Source organism: Pantoea sp. BAV 3049 (genome assembly GCF_009765445.1).
In the GTDB taxonomy this organism is placed as follows: Bacteria; Pseudomonadota; Gammaproteobacteria; order Enterobacterales; family Enterobacteriaceae; genus Erwinia.
The window spans coordinates 313,421-329,402 of the sequence record NZ_WHOY01000031.1; the positions used below are offsets into that span (position 1 = coordinate 313,421).

General features: G+C 54.7%; 17 protein-coding genes. 3 read left to right on the top strand and 14 right to left on the bottom strand.

What is annotated here, in order from left to right; translation table 11 throughout:
- Positions 1 to 11: 11 nt before the first annotated feature.
- Positions 12 to 1,121 (bottom strand): aspartate-semialdehyde dehydrogenase, encoded by a 1,110-nt coding sequence (gene asd, locus GSQ70_RS02265; protein WP_158780750.1) that lies wholly within the window; start codon positions 1,119 to 1,121, stop codon positions 12 to 14.
- Between the two features lie 180 nt (positions 1,122 to 1,301).
- On the opposite strand from asd, the gene GSQ70_RS02270 reads away from it, so the two are divergent.
- On the top strand, positions 1,302 to 1,895 hold the full coding sequence (locus tag GSQ70_RS02270; protein ID WP_158780751.1) for a YhgN family NAAT transporter: 594 nt from the start codon (positions 1,302 to 1,304) through the stop codon (positions 1,893 to 1,895).
- A 136-nt stretch (positions 1,896 to 2,031) separates the two neighbouring features.
- Here GSQ70_RS02270 and gntU read toward each other — a convergent pair whose 3' ends face one another.
- From gntU to GSQ70_RS02290, 4 genes are all read right to left on the bottom strand, one after another.
- A complete protein-coding gene (gene gntU / locus GSQ70_RS02275) occupies positions 2,032 to 3,372 on the bottom strand; it encodes a gluconate transporter (protein ID WP_158780752.1) in 1,341 nt (446 codons plus the stop codon).
- Positions 3,373 to 3,385: 13 nt separating this feature from the next.
- Positions 3,386 to 3,919, bottom strand: coding sequence for a gluconokinase (gene gntK, locus GSQ70_RS02280; protein WP_158780753.1), 534 nt, complete (start codon positions 3,917 to 3,919; stop codon positions 3,386 to 3,388).
- 207 nt (positions 3,920 to 4,126) lie between these two features.
- Positions 4,127 to 5,122, bottom strand: coding sequence for a gluconate operon transcriptional repressor GntR (gene gntR / locus GSQ70_RS02285; RefSeq protein WP_158780754.1), 996 nt, complete (start codon positions 5,120 to 5,122; stop codon positions 4,127 to 4,129).
- A gap of 94 nt (positions 5,123 to 5,216) precedes the next feature.
- Complete coding sequence (locus GSQ70_RS02290; RefSeq protein ID WP_158780755.1) at positions 5,217 to 5,912, bottom strand: pirin family protein; 696 nt, start codon at positions 5,910 to 5,912, stop codon at positions 5,217 to 5,219.
- 362 nt (positions 5,913 to 6,274) lie between these two features.
- Here GSQ70_RS02290 and GSQ70_RS02295 point away from each other — a divergent pair, with 362 nt between their 5' ends.
- On the top strand, positions 6,275 to 6,775 hold the full coding sequence (locus tag GSQ70_RS02295) for a GNAT family N-acetyltransferase (protein WP_158780756.1): 501 nt from the start codon (positions 6,275 to 6,277) through the stop codon (positions 6,773 to 6,775).
- 66 nt (positions 6,776 to 6,841) lie between these two features.
- On the opposite strand, the gene GSQ70_RS02300 is transcribed toward GSQ70_RS02295, so the two are convergent.
- The 3 genes from GSQ70_RS02300 to ggt all read right to left on the bottom strand — a co-directional run bounded on the left by GSQ70_RS02300 (position 6,842) and on the right by ggt (position 9,407).
- Positions 6,842 to 7,069, bottom strand: coding sequence for a hypothetical protein (locus GSQ70_RS02300; RefSeq protein ID WP_158780757.1), 228 nt, complete (start codon positions 7,067 to 7,069; stop codon positions 6,842 to 6,844).
- On the bottom strand, positions 7,062 to 7,496 hold the full coding sequence (locus tag GSQ70_RS02305; RefSeq protein WP_158780758.1) for a hypothetical protein: 435 nt from the start codon (positions 7,494 to 7,496) through the stop codon (positions 7,062 to 7,064). The genes GSQ70_RS02300 and GSQ70_RS02305 overlap by 8 nt, the downstream gene beginning before the upstream one ends.
- A gap of 168 nt (positions 7,497 to 7,664) precedes the next feature.
- Positions 7,665 to 9,407, bottom strand: a complete 1,743-nt coding sequence (gene ggt, locus GSQ70_RS02310; protein ID WP_158780759.1) for a gamma-glutamyltransferase — start codon at positions 9,405 to 9,407, stop codon at positions 7,665 to 7,667.
- 155 nt (positions 9,408 to 9,562) lie between these two features.
- Here ggt and GSQ70_RS02315 point away from each other — a divergent pair, with 155 nt between their 5' ends.
- Positions 9,563 to 9,859 (top strand): DUF2756 domain-containing protein, encoded by a 297-nt coding sequence (locus tag GSQ70_RS02315; RefSeq protein ID WP_158780760.1) that lies wholly within the window; start codon positions 9,563 to 9,565, stop codon positions 9,857 to 9,859.
- A gap of 137 nt (positions 9,860 to 9,996) precedes the next feature.
- Here GSQ70_RS02315 and ugpQ read toward each other — a convergent pair whose 3' ends face one another.
- The 6 genes from ugpQ to livF form a co-directional block, all read right to left on the bottom strand.
- Positions 9,997 to 10,755 (bottom strand): glycerophosphodiester phosphodiesterase, encoded by a 759-nt coding sequence (gene ugpQ, locus GSQ70_RS02320; protein WP_158780761.1) that lies wholly within the window; start codon positions 10,753 to 10,755, stop codon positions 9,997 to 9,999.
- Complete coding sequence (locus GSQ70_RS02325) at positions 10,752 to 11,825, bottom strand: sn-glycerol-3-phosphate import ATP-binding protein UgpC (protein WP_158780762.1); 1,074 nt, start codon at positions 11,823 to 11,825, stop codon at positions 10,752 to 10,754. Before GSQ70_RS02325 ends, ugpQ begins: the two co-directional genes overlap by 4 nt.
- A gap of 3 nt (positions 11,826 to 11,828) precedes the next feature.
- Positions 11,829 to 12,674, bottom strand: coding sequence for a sn-glycerol-3-phosphate ABC transporter permease UgpE (gene ugpE / locus GSQ70_RS02330; protein WP_158780763.1), 846 nt, complete (start codon positions 12,672 to 12,674; stop codon positions 11,829 to 11,831).
- Complete coding sequence (gene ugpA, locus GSQ70_RS02335) at positions 12,671 to 13,558, bottom strand: sn-glycerol-3-phosphate ABC transporter permease UgpA (protein ID WP_158780764.1); 888 nt, start codon at positions 13,556 to 13,558, stop codon at positions 12,671 to 12,673. The genes ugpE and ugpA overlap by 4 nt, the downstream gene beginning before the upstream one ends.
- A 117-nt stretch (positions 13,559 to 13,675) precedes the next feature.
- Entirely contained in the window at positions 13,676 to 14,992 is a 1,317-nt protein-coding gene (gene ugpB / locus GSQ70_RS02340; RefSeq protein WP_158780765.1) for a sn-glycerol-3-phosphate ABC transporter substrate-binding protein UgpB, read from the bottom strand.
- A 278-nt stretch (positions 14,993 to 15,270) separates the two neighbouring features.
- The gene (gene livF, locus GSQ70_RS02345) at positions 15,271 to 15,981 is read right to left on the bottom strand and encodes a high-affinity branched-chain amino acid ABC transporter ATP-binding protein LivF (RefSeq protein WP_158780766.1); all 711 of its coding nucleotides are present in this window, start codon (positions 15,979 to 15,981) and stop codon (positions 15,271 to 15,273) included.
- Position 15,982 lies beyond the last annotated feature (1 nt).

Consider the following 15,982-nt stretch of genomic DNA (forward strand, 5'->3'; position numbering starts at 1 on the left):
GCGGTGAGGGCTTAGTCGACCAGCAGGCGCAACATACGCCGCAGCGGCTCGGCAGCGCCCCACAGCAGCTGGTCACCCACGGTAAAGGCGGAGAGGTATTCCGGCCCCATGTTCAGTTTACGCAGGCGGCCAACAGGCGTTTTCAGCGTGCCGGTGACGGCAGCAGGTGTCAGTTCACGCATGGTCAGATCGCGATCGTTTGGCACCACGTTAACCCATTCGTTGTGGCTGGCCAGCAGCTGTTCGATTTCGTTCAGCGGCACATCTTTTTTCAGCTTCAGCGTGAAGGCCTGGCTGTGGCAGCGCAGCGCGCCCACGCGCACGCACAGGCCATCAACCGGAATGGTTCTCGCCGGTTGCAGGATTTTGTTGGTTTCTGCCTGGCCTTTCCACTCTTCACGGCTCTGGCCGTTTTCGAGCTGTTTGTCGATCCACGGGATCAGGCTACCCGCCAGCGGCACGCCAAAGTTGTCGGTCGGCAGCACGCCGCTACGGCTCATATCGGTGACTTTACGTTCAATATCAAGGATGGCTGAAGACGGGTTTTGCAGCTCTTTTGCCACGTTGTCGTGCAGCATGCCCATCTGGGTCAGTAGCTCACGCATATGGCGCGCGCCACCGCCGGAAGCTGCCTGATAGGTTGCCACAGAAGCCCACTCAATCAGATCGTTAGCGAACAGGCCACCCAGCGACATCAGCATCAGGCTGACGGTACAGTTACCGCCCGCAAAGGTTTTGATGCCTTTATCCAGACCCTGACGGATAACATGGTGGTTAACCGGGTCGAGAATAATCAGTGCGTCATCTTTCATACGCAGCGTGGAGGCTGCATCAATCCAGTAGCCCTGCCAGCCAGCGGCACGCAGTTTTGGATAGATATCAGTAGTGTAATCGCCACCCTGACAGGTAATAATAATGTCGAGGGCCTTCAGCGCGTCAATGTTGTACGCATCCTGCAACGCGCCGGCAGACTGACCACCAAACGCAGGGGCCGCCTGACCGTGCTGAGACGTGGAGAAGAAGACCGGACGGATCACATCAAAGTCACGTTCTTCCACCATGCGCTGCATAAGGACAGAACCCACCATGCCACGCCAACCAACTAAACCTACTGATTTCATGTTGCACCTGCTGCAGGCAACTTTATTTGCCTGTTAGAGTAAAAGAGATAAGAAAGAAGTATGGTTATCACCTTACAAAATGCAGGAAAAGTGGCAAGTGAATTAAATCGATTAGCGGCGTTTTTTTAGCAGAGCTGCTTATAACGTGCAGCGAACCGGGCAAACAAGAGAAGAATAACGATGACTGAAATGATCTCTGCGACAATATTATTGTTGCTTATTATGGACCCGCTGGGCAATTTGCCGATTTTTATGTCGGTATTGAAGCATCTGGAGCCGAAACGTCGCCGGGTGGTGTTAATCCGCGAGATGCTGATCGCGCTGGTCATCATGCTGCTGTTTCTTTTTGCAGGGGAAAAAATTCTCGCTTTCCTTAACCTGCGTACCGAAACGGTTTCGATTTCCGGCGGCATCATCCTGTTTCTGATCGCCATCAAAATGATTTTCCCCTCGCAGGAAAGTAGCAGCAGCGGCCTTTCTGCCGGTGAAGAGCCTTTCCTTGTGCCGTTAGCCATTCCACTGGTCGCTGGCCCTTCGCTGCTGGCCACGCTGATGCTGCTGTCACACCAGTATCCGGATCAGATGAGCCACCTGGTGGGCGCGCTGCTCATTGCCTGGGGGGCAACGGTGGTGATCCTGCTGCTGTCGGGGCTGTTTCTGCGGTTGTTGGGAGAGAAAGGGGTTAATGCGCTGGAGAGGCTGATGGGGCTGATCCTGATTATGCTGGCCACCCAGATGTTCCTGGATGGTATCCGGGCCTATCTGAAGATTTAACAGGATGAACACAGTGCCTGCGCGGGGAACACAGGCCTTAAATTTGGGAGTCGTCTACAAGAAGGCACAGAGTTCAACATGCCTGAAGCAAGAAGACTCTGCGCTGCGTTCCCCGCGCCTGAAGTTCAGATGTCGGTTAAGACAATAACTCAAAAGCGATCATCCCGACGATGGCGCCAGTGGTTCCCAGAATGGTTTCCATCATCGTCCAGGTTTTCAGCGTCTGCCCTTCCGTCGCGCCGGTAAAGCGGCCAAACAGCCAGAAACCGGCATCGTTGACGTGGCTGAAAATGATAGAGCCGCCCGCGATACAGATGGACAGTGCCGCCATCTGCGCGCCAGAGTAATGCAGTGGCTCAATAACCGGCATAATCAGGCCGACCGCCGTCAGGCAGGCTACCGTGGCTGAACCCTGAATAATACGCACCGCCCCGGCGAGGATAAAGCACGCCAGCGCCACCGGCAGACCGGCTCCGGTCAGCGCATGGCCCAGCGCCGGGCCTACACCGGAATCCACCAGCACCTGCTTGAACACGCCGCCCGCACCAATCACCAGCAGGATAATGCCTGCAGGCTGCAGCGCACTGCCGCAAATCTTCATCACCTGCTCTTTGTCCATGCCCTGACGGTAAGCCAGACCATAGATCGCCACCAGACAGGCCAGCAGAATGGCAATAAACGGATGGCCGATAAACTCCAGCCACTCATACAGTCTGCTGCCCTGCTCGGTAAAGCGCGCACCGATAGTTTTCAGCCCCACCAGCACCAGCGGGAACAGGATCAGCGACAGGCTGAAGCCGAATGACGGTAGCTTGTGCTCTTCAAATTCCGGATGGCTGGTTTCAGTCGGCAGCGTGAACTCCACGTGGCGGCTGATAAAGTTACCGAACAGCGGACCGGCAATCAGCATACTCGGGATAGCGGCACACACGCCCAGCAGGATCATCCAGCCGAAATCCACATGCATCTGTGAGGCCAGCAGCATCGGAGCTGGCCCCGGCAGCAGAAATGCCGCAGAAGCTGCCACGCCGGCAAACAGCGGAATAACCAGTTTTACCAGGTTGTCCTGAGTGCGGCGAGCCACGGCAAAGGCAATACTGATCAGCAGCACGATCGCCACTTCGAAGAACAGCGGCAGCGCACAAATCAGCCCGGCAATCCCCATCGCGTAGTGCGCCCGGCTCTCGCCAAACGCCTTCAGCATTTTGATGGCGATCTGATCGACCGCGCCGGTCTCATGCAGAATTTTACCAAACATCGCGCCCAGCGCGACCACAACAGCGAGGAACCCCAGCGTACCGCCCATGCCCTTCTGCATGGTGTCGGCGATTTTATCAAGCGGCATCCCGGAGAAAATACCGGCACCCACGGAAACTAACATCAGCGCCAAAAAGGCATGCATACGCGCTTTCATGACCAGAAATAGCAGCAGTAAAACAGATCCCGCTGCGGTTAACACCAGTGTTGCAGTAGCCATCAATCCATCCTGGTTATTTCTTTATCGCACCTTCGATGGTGGTGATAGTTTCAGCCACCACCTCATCCAGCGTCTGATTAATATCCACGACCAGCACACCGTGCTCATCACTGCCGGGTTCTTCCAGCGTGGCGAACTGCGTGACCAGCATCTGCGGCTTGAAGAAGTGCCCTTTACGCGCACGCAGGCGGGATTCGATCGTGTCAAAATCACCCTTCAGATAAACGAATGACAGATTCTCGTTACCTTTACGCAGGATGTCGCGATAGCTTTTTTTCAATGCGGAACAGACGATCAGCGATACACCGTTGGTGCGCTGCATGGCGAAAGCGGCATCGTTAATTGCCTGCAGCCACGGTTTGCGATCGTCGTCATTCAGCGGGTGGCCTTCGGACATTTTTTCGATGTTGGCGCGGGGATGCAGAAAATCGCCGTCCAGGAACGCCGCTTTAAGCTGCCAGGCCACGGCATTGGCGACAGCGGATTTGCCGCTGCCTGATACGCCCATCAGGACAAACACATGGTTAGACGCAGGTGATGCTTTCATTTTTTGCTCCGGCAGAAGAGGTCCAGGACCTGTCCGTTTCAGTAATAGCGCAATTTGTTATCGGTAACATTGTCGGAAGGCCCGTCGGCTAAGGCAACAGCCAGGCGGGAAAAAGCTGGTAAATGTGAAGTAGTTCAAAAAAATGACAGTTTCGGAAGACCGGGGCACAAAGGGACAAAGAGGCAGCCGGACGGCGCCCCTGAAAAATCAGATGCTGCCGCCCTCTGAGATAGTAAAGCCAACATCGATCGGTTCTGTTCCAGTCTGCTCACCACGGATCCTGGTCAGCAGCAGCGCGGCAGCTTCACGCCCCATTTTCTCTCGCGGGGTGAATACCGTTGCCAGTTTAGGTGTTACCACCTGGGTTATATCATGGCCGTGAAAACCGGCGATTGCCATGTCGTCCGGCACCCTCAGCCCCTGACGCTGGCACTCAAACATCGCGCCCACCGCAAGGTCATCGTTGGTACAAAACAGGCTGTCAGTCGCGGGATGACGTTTCTGCGCTTCCAGCAGCAAAGTGCCGCCCATTGAGAATGAAGAGGCGGCTTCCATCATGATGCTGTGCGGTTCAAGACCGGATTCACGCATCGCTTTCTCATAGCCCTGATGTTTGAGCAGGGTACGTTCATCCAGCCTTGCGCCCAGGTAGACGGTGTGGCGATAACCTTTTTTCAGAATGGCGAGAGTCATCTGGCGGGCAGCCTCAACGTTATCGAAGCCCACGGCCATATCCAGGCAGGGTGACACGGAATCCATCATCTCCAGCACTGGAATACCGGCCGTTTCAATCATCCGCAGGCTGGCCGGCGTGTGGGTACGCTCGGTGAGGATCAGCCCGTCGATGTTCCAGCCCAGCAGCGAACGCATCTGCAGCTCTTCTTTTTCGGCGCTATAGCCAAAGTGGCCCAGCATGGTCTGGTAGCCTGCCGCATCGGTCACTGCCTCAATACCGCGCAGTACATCCGCAAAAACCTGGTTGGTCAGTGAAGGCAGCAGCACGCCAATCGCCCGGCTGGTGGAATTAGACAAAATATCGGGGGCACGATTAGGGATATACCCCAGATCGTCCAGCGCTTCGGCAATGCGACTCTGCAGGGCAACAGAAACCTGAGCGGGGTTGCGCAGATAGCGGCTGACGGTCATCTTGGTGATGCCAACGCGATCGGCAACGTCCTGTAATACCGGTCTTTTCTTCTTCATTATTTTGCAGATTGAGGGAGTATTGCTGGAGTGTAACAAAAATAGCGGGGAAACGGTGAAGGGTGCGGCAAACCGCACCCAAAGTGTGACCGACTTAAACCGGTGGCAGGTCGAACAGCAGGATTTCGGCATCGCTGTCGGCAACAATGGTCAGCGTGGCTTCATCCCAGATCGCGAAAGCATCACTGCGGGTGGCTTTTTCACCATTCACGGTGACGTCACCTTTCACTACCTGGATCCAGATCTTGCGATTGCCATCGACATCCACACTGCCCTCTTCGCCCTGTTTCAGCGCCCAGCGGGACAGCGTCATATCCTGGAAAACCTTCAGCGAACCTTCACGGGCATCTGGAGAAAGCACCAGCTGGCGGCCCTGCACATCATCGAAACGACGCTGAGCGTAGCGCGGCTCAATGCCATTTTTTTCCGGAATGATCCAGATCTGGTACAGGTGCAGCGGCACTTCTTTGCTGGCGTTGTACTCAGAGTGGCGCACACCGGTACCCGCACTCATGATCTGGAACTCACCGGCAGGGATCTGCTCTTTGTTGCCCATGCTGTCCTGATGCTCAACCGTACCGGAAAGCACATAGGTCAGGATTTCCATATCTTTATGCGGATGGGTACCGAAACCCTGTCCGGCATCGATCACGTCTTCGTTAATCACCCGCAGCGCTGAAAAGCCCATAAAGTTGGCGTCGTAGTAGTTAGCGAAGGAGAAAGTGTGCCAGCTGTCCAGCCAGCCGTGGTTAGCGTGTCCGCGTTCTTCTGCTTTGCGTAAGTAAATCATGTTCAATCCTCCTCAACGTTTTCACGTAGTCTGGACCTGTTCTGAGGGGGATGATAGCGGAGAAAATTGTCTTCTCTGTTCAAATTATTCGACTAAATAAGCAGGGAACAGTCAGCGGTTCTGGCGGAGGGGAATCGCAGGCAAAAAAAAAGCCAGCACCCGAGCTGGCTAAGTAATACTGGAAGCAATGTGAGCAATGTCGTGCTTTCCCGACCGGTCCGTGAAGTCCGTGCCGAAAACGCATGACAATAATAATCATTATCATTCGCACTTGTAAAGCGTTTTCCTGATGATTTTTTCACTTGCTTTCCGCCATGAAACCCATGATCTTCAAAAGGATTACCACCAAAAGGAGAGAGAAGATGAGTGAGATTGTGATTCGCCATGCCGCCCCGGAAGATGCTGCAGACCTGCACCGTATCCTCAGCCAGCCGGAAACCTATGCCGACACGCTACAAATCCCTCATCCTTCTCTACAGCTTTGGCAGGAGCGGCTTGCCGCGCCGCGTGATGGGATGCAACGCCTGGTCGCCTGCATCGACGGTCTGGTGGTGGGCGATCTGACGCTGGAGGTCAATGGGCGCGCTCGCCGCCGCCATGTGGCGACCTTTGGCATTTGCGTGGACTGCAACTATCGCGGCCGGGGCGTGGCAACCAGGCTGATGCAGGAGATGATTAACCTGTGTGATAACTGGCTCGGTGTGGAACGCATAGAGCTGACGGTGTTTGCCGATAACGCTGGGGCCATCAGGCTCTATCAGCGGTTTGGGTTTGAAACCGAAGGCCTGGCGCGCCGCCATGCCATGCGTCATGGTCAGTTGGTCGACACGCTTTATATGGCGCGGCTAATTGAAAAAAATTAACGCCTTTGTTGTTGCCCGACGGTGAATCGGGCAACTATTTCAACTTAAGACAGAATGAAGGACGGATCACCCCGGGAGATTAATGTCACCATATTCCCTGGTAAATTGTTCAGTAAGATAATTTAATAACCCTTCTAATTTATCCATTTCTTCACACAACGCCGCGGCTTCGTCATCATCAACATCATCCATATCAATGGCAGTGTTAGCGTTAAGTTTTTCTTGCAGTGCGAGTATAATCAGTTTCCAGTCTCCCATGATCATAGGAAGGGACAAGCTGTCTGTTTTACCCATTTTTTATTTCCTCGGACGTTAACTTAATACATTTCGAACTATCTTTACCAAAATCATTTATTAATTTCAGATATTTTTCTAACGTCATATCCATCAGAGGGGCAATCATGTAATGACCTTTCTTACCTGGTGTATAATCCCTTACCAGCCTTAGCTCAGCAGGCAACAATGCCCCTTTCTTGAGTTTCCAGATATTTTTTCCCTGACGCTTCATACCGGAAGTTATATGGTCAAAAGTTGAAAATCCGCCACCATTTGCAATAACCCACAAAACCTGCTCCCCTTCATCATCCACCTTTTGGTAGGTTGTGAGATCTTTCAGCGCACGAACTTCGCTAAAGTTGGGGGTTGAGGCATTCCCGCTACGAAAGAGTTCAATATTTAATTGGTCAATATCTATTAAATACAATAACATTTCATTTATCATGTTTCCGATTCCTTTTGGAAAAAATGGCATTCCTTGCGTTGCATTAATAAAAATTAACAGTTATTTGATCAACCTGCAATATGCAGTGATAAGAATGGCACAAGGATCAATATTTCCTCCCTGAAATCTGCCCATTTTAAACAGGCAGACAGGAAGGAAAATTTATTTTTAATAACCCGCAGTTAAATCGTCAATCGTGCGCGGATCAGAAGCACCATACAACGTGCCGTCTGGCCCGATCATGATGCTCTGCGTACTGCCCATCGCTGGCTGAACTTTTACATGCTGACCTTTCATTTCCAGCAGTTTCAGCGTGTCCGGGCTGAAGCCTTTTTCCACCCGCAGCTGGTCCGGCAACCACTGATGGTGGAAGCGCGGTGCTGCTGTCGCTTCGGCAACATTCATACCAAAATCAATGCTGTTCACCACCATTTGCAGCACGGTAGTGATAATCCGGCTGCCGCCTGGACTGCCCGTCACCAGCCAGGTTTTGCCATCCTTCGCTATAATAGTCGGCGACATGGAGGAGAGCGGGCGCTTGTAAGGCTGAACAGAGTTCGCTTCGCCACCCACCAGGCCATAAACATTCGGCGTGCCCGGCTTGGCTGAGAAGTCATCCATTTCGTTGTTCATCAGGATACCGCTGTTACCCGCCACAATGCCGCTGCCAAAATTGGTGTTCAGCGTATAGGTCACCGCCACAGCGTTACCCTGCTTATCCACTACCGAGAAGTGAGTGGTCTGGTTACTTTCATACGGCGCAAGTTTGCCCGGTTTGATGTCAGCAGAAGGGCGAGCTTTATTGAGATCTATCTGCTGCGCCAGCGATTTAGCGTAGATCTTGCTGGTTAGCGCCTGGGTTGGCACTTTGACAAAATCGGGGTCACCGAGGTACTCCGAACGGTCGGCATAAGCATACTTCTCCGCTTCTGCCATTACCTGCATCGCATCGGCGCTGCCAAAGCCCATTTTCGCCAGATCAAAGTTTTCGAGGATATTCAGGATCTGTACGATGTGGATCCCACCGGAGGAAGGAGGCGGCATGGAATAAACTTCATAGCCGCGATAGCTGCCGCTGACCGGTTTGCGCTCAATAGCTTTGTAGTTCGCCATATCCGCTTTATCAATCAGCCCGCCGTTGGCTGCCATCTCTTTAGCAATCTGGTCAGCTATCGGGCCTTTATAGAAAGCATCCGGCCCCTGCTTTGCGATCAGCTCCAGGCTGTGCGCCAGATTACGCTGCACCAGCTTTTCTCCGCGCTGATAAGGCGTACCGTCCTGCTTGTAGAAAATGGCTTTACTGTTGGGATGGCCGAGCAACACTTCTTTGCCATAGACCTTCAGGTCGTCGGCCAGCGACTCGTTGACCACAATCCCTGAGTTTGCCAGTTTCAGAGCCGGAGCAATCAGCTGACTGAGCGGTAAGGTGCCGTACTCTTTGTTCGCCAGCGAGAAGCCTGCCACCGTTCCGGGAACGCCGGAAGCCAGGTGCGAGGTCAGAGATTTTTTGCTGTCAGCATTGCCCTGCCCATCAAGGAACATGTCGCGGCTGGCTCTGGTGGGTGCCATTTCGCGGAAATCGATAGAGGTGGTATGGCCTGAAGCAGTGCGGATCACCATAAATCCGCCGCCGCCAAGGTTCCCGGCCTGTGGATGAGTCACCGCCAGCGCGTACCCTACCGCCACCGCCGCATCCACTGCATTACCGCCCTGCTTGAGGATATTCACGCCCACCTGGGTCGCCGTGGCATCCACCGAGGCTACCATGCCGTGCACTTCCTTAACCGGATGGAAAGTATCGGCTCCCACCCCGTAAGAAACCGGTGGAGCTGTGGGTGCCGCCGTAGCCCCCTGCCAGAAAAACAGCCCTGCCATCAGCGGCCCTGCAAACCGCGCTGCACGTCCAGTCATCTTCACCCCTTTTTAGTGTTATTTACGTTTGTTTACAGCACTTAAGTGTGTACTAAATAAGTGAAAAGGCGAGACTTGAAGCAAATTAAGAGAACAGGAAGGTTCATTCACGCGACACTGGCATACACTTAGGGAAAGAAACAAGGAGGGCAGTTATGAAATGGTTAATGATATTTGCCGCACTGGTCCCGTTGAGTGGCATGGCAAACATGTTGAACAACAGCAATGATCCTGACAAGCCTGGCTATAACCCGAGCACGCAGCGGATGCAGCAGCAAATGCAGACGCAGCAGTCCCAGCAAAAACTGAAGCTACAGCAGGACCAGCAGCGTCAGAGCCAGGATTTGCAGCGTAAAGTGCAGGAACAGCGTGACAGCGCTTCCCAGCGTATTCTTCAGTCGCAGCCGGGCAGCAATACCCAACCACCGGTTCAGCAAAACAACTCAAATTAGCCGGGAATTGAATGACTCTCTGATTGAACATTCACCCAATAAATGGCGCCACAACCAGGCGGCCAGTGCAGAAATTCCCGGGAGCTTACTCCGGTAAGTGACCGGGGTTTCTGCATGCAGCTCACGCAGTTATGGCGTTAAGTACAGAGGTTAATGGCGAAATCCGGCCCCAGCAGGTCTATCCTGTCTGTGCAGATCGCATCCACGCCCCAGCTCAACAGTTCCTTCGCCCTTTCTGGCGTATTCACCGTATAAGCCAGAACCCGCAGCCCGGCCGCTTTGACCTGTGTCACCCGCTCCTGCGTCAGAATTTTATGGTTAAAGTGGATCGACACGCAGTCCAGCTTCTCCGCGATCGCCTGCCAGTCGTCATGCCACTCGTGCAGCAGCATGCCGCGCGGCAGCTCAGGGGCCGCTTTCATTGCCGCTTCCAGCGCGGTGAAGGAGAACGAAGAGAGCAGCGGCGTGGTCTGGGTATGCCAGAGATCGCGGGCAGCCAGCGCCACGACCCGTCCGGTTTCTGCTTCCAGCCCGGTGGTGGGCTTGATTTCAATGTTCGCCATCATCTGATAGCCCGCACAGCGTTCCGCCACCTGTGAAAGCAGCGGCAGCCGCTCACCGGTGAAATCCTTGCTGTACCAGCCACCGGCATCCAGCTGCAATAATTTTTCCCACGGCAGCTGACCGGCAATGCCCCAGCCGTTGCTGGTGCGGTCCAGGGTGTCGTCGTGCAGCAGGAAGATCTCGCCATCGAGCGATAATTTGACGTCAAACTCGATCATTTTGTGGCCCAGCTTCGCGCCGGTATCGATACCGGCCAGGGTATTTTCCGGGGCCAGTTTCCCGCCGCCACGGTGGGCGACGATGGCAGGGTAAGGCCAGGCTTTCTCAGTCATTCAAGACGTTGTCCATTCAGGGTGTCAAAGAAGTGTAGCGATTCTGCCGACAGATGCAGCCACAGCGTGCTGCCAATGGCCGGACGCTCGACGTGAGGCAGACGGACCACCACACTGCCACCGCCCCATTTACCATGGGCCAGATTATCCGCGCCCAGCATCTCCAGCGTTTCCACCACCAGCGGCAAACCACCCGCTCGCTGTGTGGAGAGTGTAATATGCTCCGGGCGGATCCCCAACGTCAACGAGCGTCTTGCCCAGCGGGCTTTCGCTTCCGGCAGCGGAATCGCGAAGTTATCCGCCAGTGCCAGCCGCGTACCGTCATCACTCAACTCACCTTCCAGCAGGTTCATTGACGGCGCACCAATAAAGCTGGCCACAAAGCGCGTGGCGGGACGTTCATACACTTCTACCGGCGTGCCCAACTGCTCCAGCACGCCTTTGTTCATCACCATCACCCGCTGGGCCAGCGTCATCGCTTCCACCTGATCGTGGGTCACATACAGACTGGTGGTGTTCAGGCGGCGATGCAATTGTTGCAGCTCCAGACGCATCTGCACGCGCAGGCGCGCATCCAGGTTGGAAAGAGGCTCATCAAACAGGAAAACTGCAGGTTCACGCACGATGGCGCGTCCCATCGCGACACGCTGGCGCTGACCACCGGAAAGCTCACGCGGGCGGCGGTGCAGCAGCGCTTCCAGCTCCAGGCTTCTGGCAGCGATCAGCACGCGCTGGCGGATATGCTCTTTACCCATACCGCGGATTTTCAGGCCATAAGCCATATTCTGTTCCACGCTCATATGCGGGTACAGAGCGTAGTTCTGGAACACCATCGCAATACCGCGATCTTTCGGTTCCAGGTGAGTCACGCGCTCGTTATCAATATAGATGTCGCCGGTAGTGACCTGCTCCAGCCCGGCGACCATGCGCAGCAGCGTCGATTTTCCACAGCCGGATGGCCCGACCATCACCATAAATTCGCCGTCGCGGATCGCCACATCAAGCGGCTGAATAATCTGGTTTTTACCGTCATAGGATTTGGTAACGGCCTGAAGTTTTACACCTGCCATAACTTATTTCTCGCTCTCAACCAGCCCGCGAACGAAGGCGCGCTGCATCACTAAAACAATCACAATCGGTGGGATCATGGTCAGCAACATCGCCGTCATCACCAGGTTCCACTGCGTGGAGCCGTCACCGTTGCCTATCATGCTGCGGATCCCCGCCACGGCGGTGCCCAGGTGCACATCGTTGATGATCAGCAGCGGCCACATGTACTGGTTCCAGCCATAGATAAATGTGATCACAAACAGCGCCGCCAGGTTGGTTTTCGACAGCGGCAGCACGATGTCCCAAAAGAAGCGCATCGGACTGGCTCCGTCGATGCGGGCCGCCTCAATCAGCTCATCCGGCAGGGTCATAAAGAACTGGCGGAACAGGAAGGTGGCGGTGGCTGAGGCCATCAGCGGCAGAGTTAATCCGCTGTAGCTGTCCAGCATGTTGAGGTTGGAGATCACCTCCACCGTAGGGAAAATACGCACTTCCACCGGCAGCATCAGGGTGATGAAAATCATCCAGAAGAACAGCCCGCGCAACGGGAAGCGAAACCACACCAGCGCAAAGGCGGAGAGGATCGACACCACGATTTTCCCGGCGGTGATACTCAGCGCCATAATCGCGCTGTTCATCAGCATCACGCCAAAGGGCGCGCTGCTCTGCGCCACGCCGTGTTCCCAGATATTGGCGATGTTGTCCCACAGTGAGCGGCCAGGGATCAGCGTCATCGGCACCTGGAATACCTGAGTGTTGCTGAGCGTGGCAGCGACAAAAGCGATATAGAGCGGGAATAACACCGTCAGGATGCCCAGCCCCAGCATGATATGGCTAAAAATATCCAGCCCGCGTCGGTTCTCAATCATTGGTAACGCACCCTTTTTTCGACGTAGCGGAACTGAATCACCGTCAGGATGATCACCAGTACCATCAGCACCACCGACTGCGCGGAGGAGGAAGAGAGATCCAGTCCGGCAAAGCCTTCACGGTAGATTTTGTAAATCAGCGTGGTGGTGGACTGCACCGGTCCACCGCCCGTTGCGGCATCAATCACCGGGAAGGTGTCGAAGAAGGCATAGACCAGATTCACCACCACCAGGAAGAAGCCCACCGGGGTGATCAACGGCAGTGAGAGCTGGAAGAAGCGGCGTACCGGACCGGCTCCATCGATGGCGGCAGCTTCGGTCAGCGATTTTGGGATTGACTGCAGCGCGGCAAAAAAGAACAGGAAGTTGTAGCTCATCTGCTGCCAGATGGAGGCCAGCACTACCAGGAACATTGCCTGGCTGCTGTTCTGCGCATGATTCCAGTTGTAGCCAATCTGCGCCAGGAAGTGGGTAATCAGGCCCAGCCCGGGGCTGAACAGGAACATCCACAAGACCGCTGCTACCGCAGGTGCCACGGCATAAGGCAGTAAAAACAGCGTCTGATAGAAACGCTTCAGGCGCAGGACGTAATCGACCAGCGCCGCAAAAAACAGGGAAACCACCAGGCCGATAACGGTCACCAGACCGCTGAACACCAACGTGGTCCAGAAGGAGTCGAGGTAGTATTCATCGTCAGCCAGGCGTTTGAAGTTGTCCAGCCCGACAAAGGTGCTGGAAATACCAAAGGGATCGATGCTCTGCACCGAATACCACAGCGCTTCTCCGGCAGGCCAGAGGAAGAAGATCACGGTGATCAGCAACTGTGGCAACACCAGCAGCCAGGGCAGCCAGCGCGAGCGAAAAACGGGACGGGAAGAAGACATAAGGTCGCTCTGAAATTAAGGTATTGCGGGCGGAATACCTTCCGCCGCTACAAAAACAGTCAGCTGTACAGCCAGGGAGGTTGTAGGGGGCGAATTTCTTCGCCCCGCAAGTCGTTATTACTGCTTAACAGTCTGTTCGAAGCGACGCAGCAGCAGGTTGCCACGGGTCACCGCGTTTTCCAGAGCGGCCTGAGGAGTGCTCGATCCGGTCCAGACGCCTTCCAGTTCTTCGTCAACAATGGTACGGATCTGCGGCATGTTGCCCAGACGCATGCCTTTGGTGAACGGCAATGGTGGCTTATTCAGCATCTGGCGAGTGGCGGTGTCCGCACCCGGATTTTTATCGTAAAAGCCCTGCTTGCGGGTCAGCTCGTAAGCCGCGGTGGTGATTGGCAGGTAACCGGTTTTCTGGTGCCATTCGGCAGCGATTTCCGGCTGGGCCAGGAACTGCATAAACTCAGCCACGCCTTTATAGGTTGCTGCGTCTTTGCCCTTCATCACCCACAGGCTTGCACCACCGATAATGGCGTTCTGCGGAGCGTTCGGTACGGTAGAGTCGTAAGGCATCATGCCCACGCCGTAGTTGAATTTGGCGTAGTGACGGATGTCAGCCAGTGAACCGGAAGAGGCAGTGGTGATGCCACAGTCGCCGTTGTAGAACTTGGCGGTAGACTCATCTTTACGACCGAAGTAGGAGAACTCACCCTTCTTGTTCATCTCTTCCAGCATCTGGATATGACGGACCTGGGTTGGTTTGTTGAATTCCAGAACGGCATCAGTGCCGTCGAAGCCGTTGTTTTTGGTTGCCACTGGCAGACCGTGCCACGCGCTGAAGTTTTCGATCTGGATCCAGCCCTGCCAGCCACTGGCGTAGCCACAGGTCATACCCGCTTTACGCAGTGCAGCAGCATCTTTCTCCAGATCCTGCCAGGTTTTTGGCGGCTCATCCGGGTTCAGACCGGCTTTCTTAAAGGCGTCTTTGTTGTAATACAGAACCGGCGTGGAGCTGTTGAACGGCTGGGAAATCAGATGACCATTAGAGTCGCTGTAGTAACCGGCAACCGTTGGCACAAACTGGGATTCATCAAAAGCAATCCCTGAGTTTTTGAACACGTCATACACCGGCACGATAGCTTTAGAGGCCATCATGGTCGCTGTACCCACTTCGTAAACCTGCAGGATCGCTGGCGCTTTACCGGAGCGTACGGCAGCAATACCGGCTGCCAGGCTCTGTTCGTAGTTGCCTTTATAAGTCGGCACGATTTTGTAATCAGGGTGAGATTCGTTAAAGCGTTTTGCCAGAGAATCGACTTCAACGCCCAGCTCTCCCTCCATAGAGTGCCAGAAAGGAATTTCAGTGGCGGCCAGAGCGTGGCTGCTGAAGGTCAGTCCCAGTACGACGCAAAGTGCGGTTTTGCGTGAGAACGATGTCATGTCGGTTTCCTGTGCCCGGTGTCATTCGCGCCAAATGGCGCAATATTGTTCGGGATGTAACATGACATGTAAAAATGACGGAAAGATAACGAGCTTATGACAGAGCAGTGACAGACAGGTGACGAGGGATCACGCCATAAACCAGCATGGGTGCGTGCAATATCGGCAGTATATAAAGCGCAAAAAGCATCTTCGGGAACATATCAACCCACCCCTTTCCAGGAGCGGGTTGATGGATTACCGGTCGACATTACCCGCGCTTTAGTTGTCGGGGCCAACTATCCCCCCAGATAAGCGCTACGTACCGCCTCATTAGCCAGCAACGCCGCGCCGGTATCCTCCAGTACCACGTGACCGTTTTCCAGCACGTAGCCCCGATCGGCCAGCTTCAGCGCCTGGTTGGCATTCTGTTCAACGAGGAAAATCGTCATTCCCTCCTGCCGCAGTTGTTCGATAGTGTCGAAAATCTGCTGGATGATGATCGGTGCCAGGCCCAGCGACGGTTCGTCCAGCAGTAGCAGGCGCGGCTGGCTCATCAGCGCACGGCCTATCGCCAGCATCTGCTGTTCGCCGCCGGACATGGTTCCGGCTCGCTGTATGCGGCGCTCGTAAAGGCGCGGAAACAGCTCATACACACGCCTGATGCGAGTCTGATACTGCTGACGTTCAGCGAAGAAGCCGCCCATCGCCAGGTTTTCATCCACCGTCATGCGGGAAAATACCCGCCGTCCTTCCGGCACAATCGCAATCGCTTCACGCATAATGCGCGCGGTTTGCCATTCAGTGATCGCCTTACCGTCGAAAGTGATTGTCCCCTCTGTCGCCCTCGGCTCGCCACATAGCGTACCGAGGATGGTGGTCTTACCCGCGCCATTAGCGCCAATCAGCGTGACGATTTCGCCCTGATTGATGTGCAGGCTGACGTTATGCAGCGCCTGAATTTTGCCGTAATGGGCGCTGACGTTTTGCAGGGAAAGCATCGGATTCATA

Bases quoted from the DNA above. Each gene is read 5' to 3' on its own strand.
- ugpQ (WP_158780761.1), bottom strand. From the start codon at position 10,755: ATGACTGAGAAAGCCTGGCCTTACCCTGCCATCGTCGCCCACCGTGGC.
- ugpA (WP_158780764.1), bottom strand. From the start codon at position 13,558: ATGTCTTCTTCCCGTCCCGTTTTTCGCTCGCGCTGGCTGCCCTGGCTG.
- gntR (WP_158780754.1), bottom strand. From the start codon at position 5,122: ATGAAGAAGAAAAGACCGGTATTACAGGACGTTGCCGATCGCGTTGGC.
- ugpB (WP_158780765.1), bottom strand. From the start codon at position 14,992: ATGACATCGTTCTCACGCAAAACCGCACTTTGCGTCGTACTGGGACTG.
- gntU (WP_158780752.1), bottom strand. From the start codon at position 3,372: ATGGCTACTGCAACACTGGTGTTAACCGCAGCGGGATCTGTTTTACTG.
- GSQ70_RS02295 (WP_158780756.1), top strand. From the start codon at position 6,275: ATGAGTGAGATTGTGATTCGCCATGCCGCCCCGGAAGATGCTGCAGAC.
- GSQ70_RS02325 (WP_158780762.1), bottom strand. From the start codon at position 11,825: ATGGCAGGTGTAAAACTTCAGGCCGTTACCAAATCCTATGACGGTAAA.
- GSQ70_RS02270 (WP_158780751.1), top strand. From the start codon at position 1,302: ATGACTGAAATGATCTCTGCGACAATATTATTGTTGCTTATTATGGAC.
- GSQ70_RS02290 (WP_158780755.1), bottom strand. From the start codon at position 5,912: ATGATTTACTTACGCAAAGCAGAAGAACGCGGACACGCTAACCACGGC.
- ggt (WP_158780759.1), bottom strand. From the start codon at position 9,407: ATGACTGGACGTGCAGCGCGGTTTGCAGGGCCGCTGATGGCAGGGCTG.
- livF (WP_158780766.1), bottom strand. From the start codon at position 15,981: ATGAATCCGATGCTTTCCCTGCAAAACGTCAGCGCCCATTACGGCAAA.
- GSQ70_RS02305 (WP_158780758.1), bottom strand. From the start codon at position 7,496: ATGATAAATGAAATGTTATTGTATTTAATAGATATTGACCAATTAAAT.
- GSQ70_RS02315 (WP_158780760.1), top strand. From the start codon at position 9,563: ATGAAATGGTTAATGATATTTGCCGCACTGGTCCCGTTGAGTGGCATG.
- gntK (WP_158780753.1), bottom strand. From the start codon at position 3,919: ATGAAAGCATCACCTGCGTCTAACCATGTGTTTGTCCTGATGGGCGTA.
- GSQ70_RS02300 (WP_158780757.1), bottom strand. From the start codon at position 7,069: ATGGGTAAAACAGACAGCTTGTCCCTTCCTATGATCATGGGAGACTGG.
- ugpE (WP_158780763.1), bottom strand. From the start codon at position 12,674: ATGATTGAGAACCGACGCGGGCTGGATATTTTTAGCCATATCATGCTG.
- asd (WP_158780750.1), bottom strand. From the start codon at position 1,121: ATGAAATCAGTAGGTTTAGTTGGTTGGCGTGGCATGGTGGGTTCTGTC.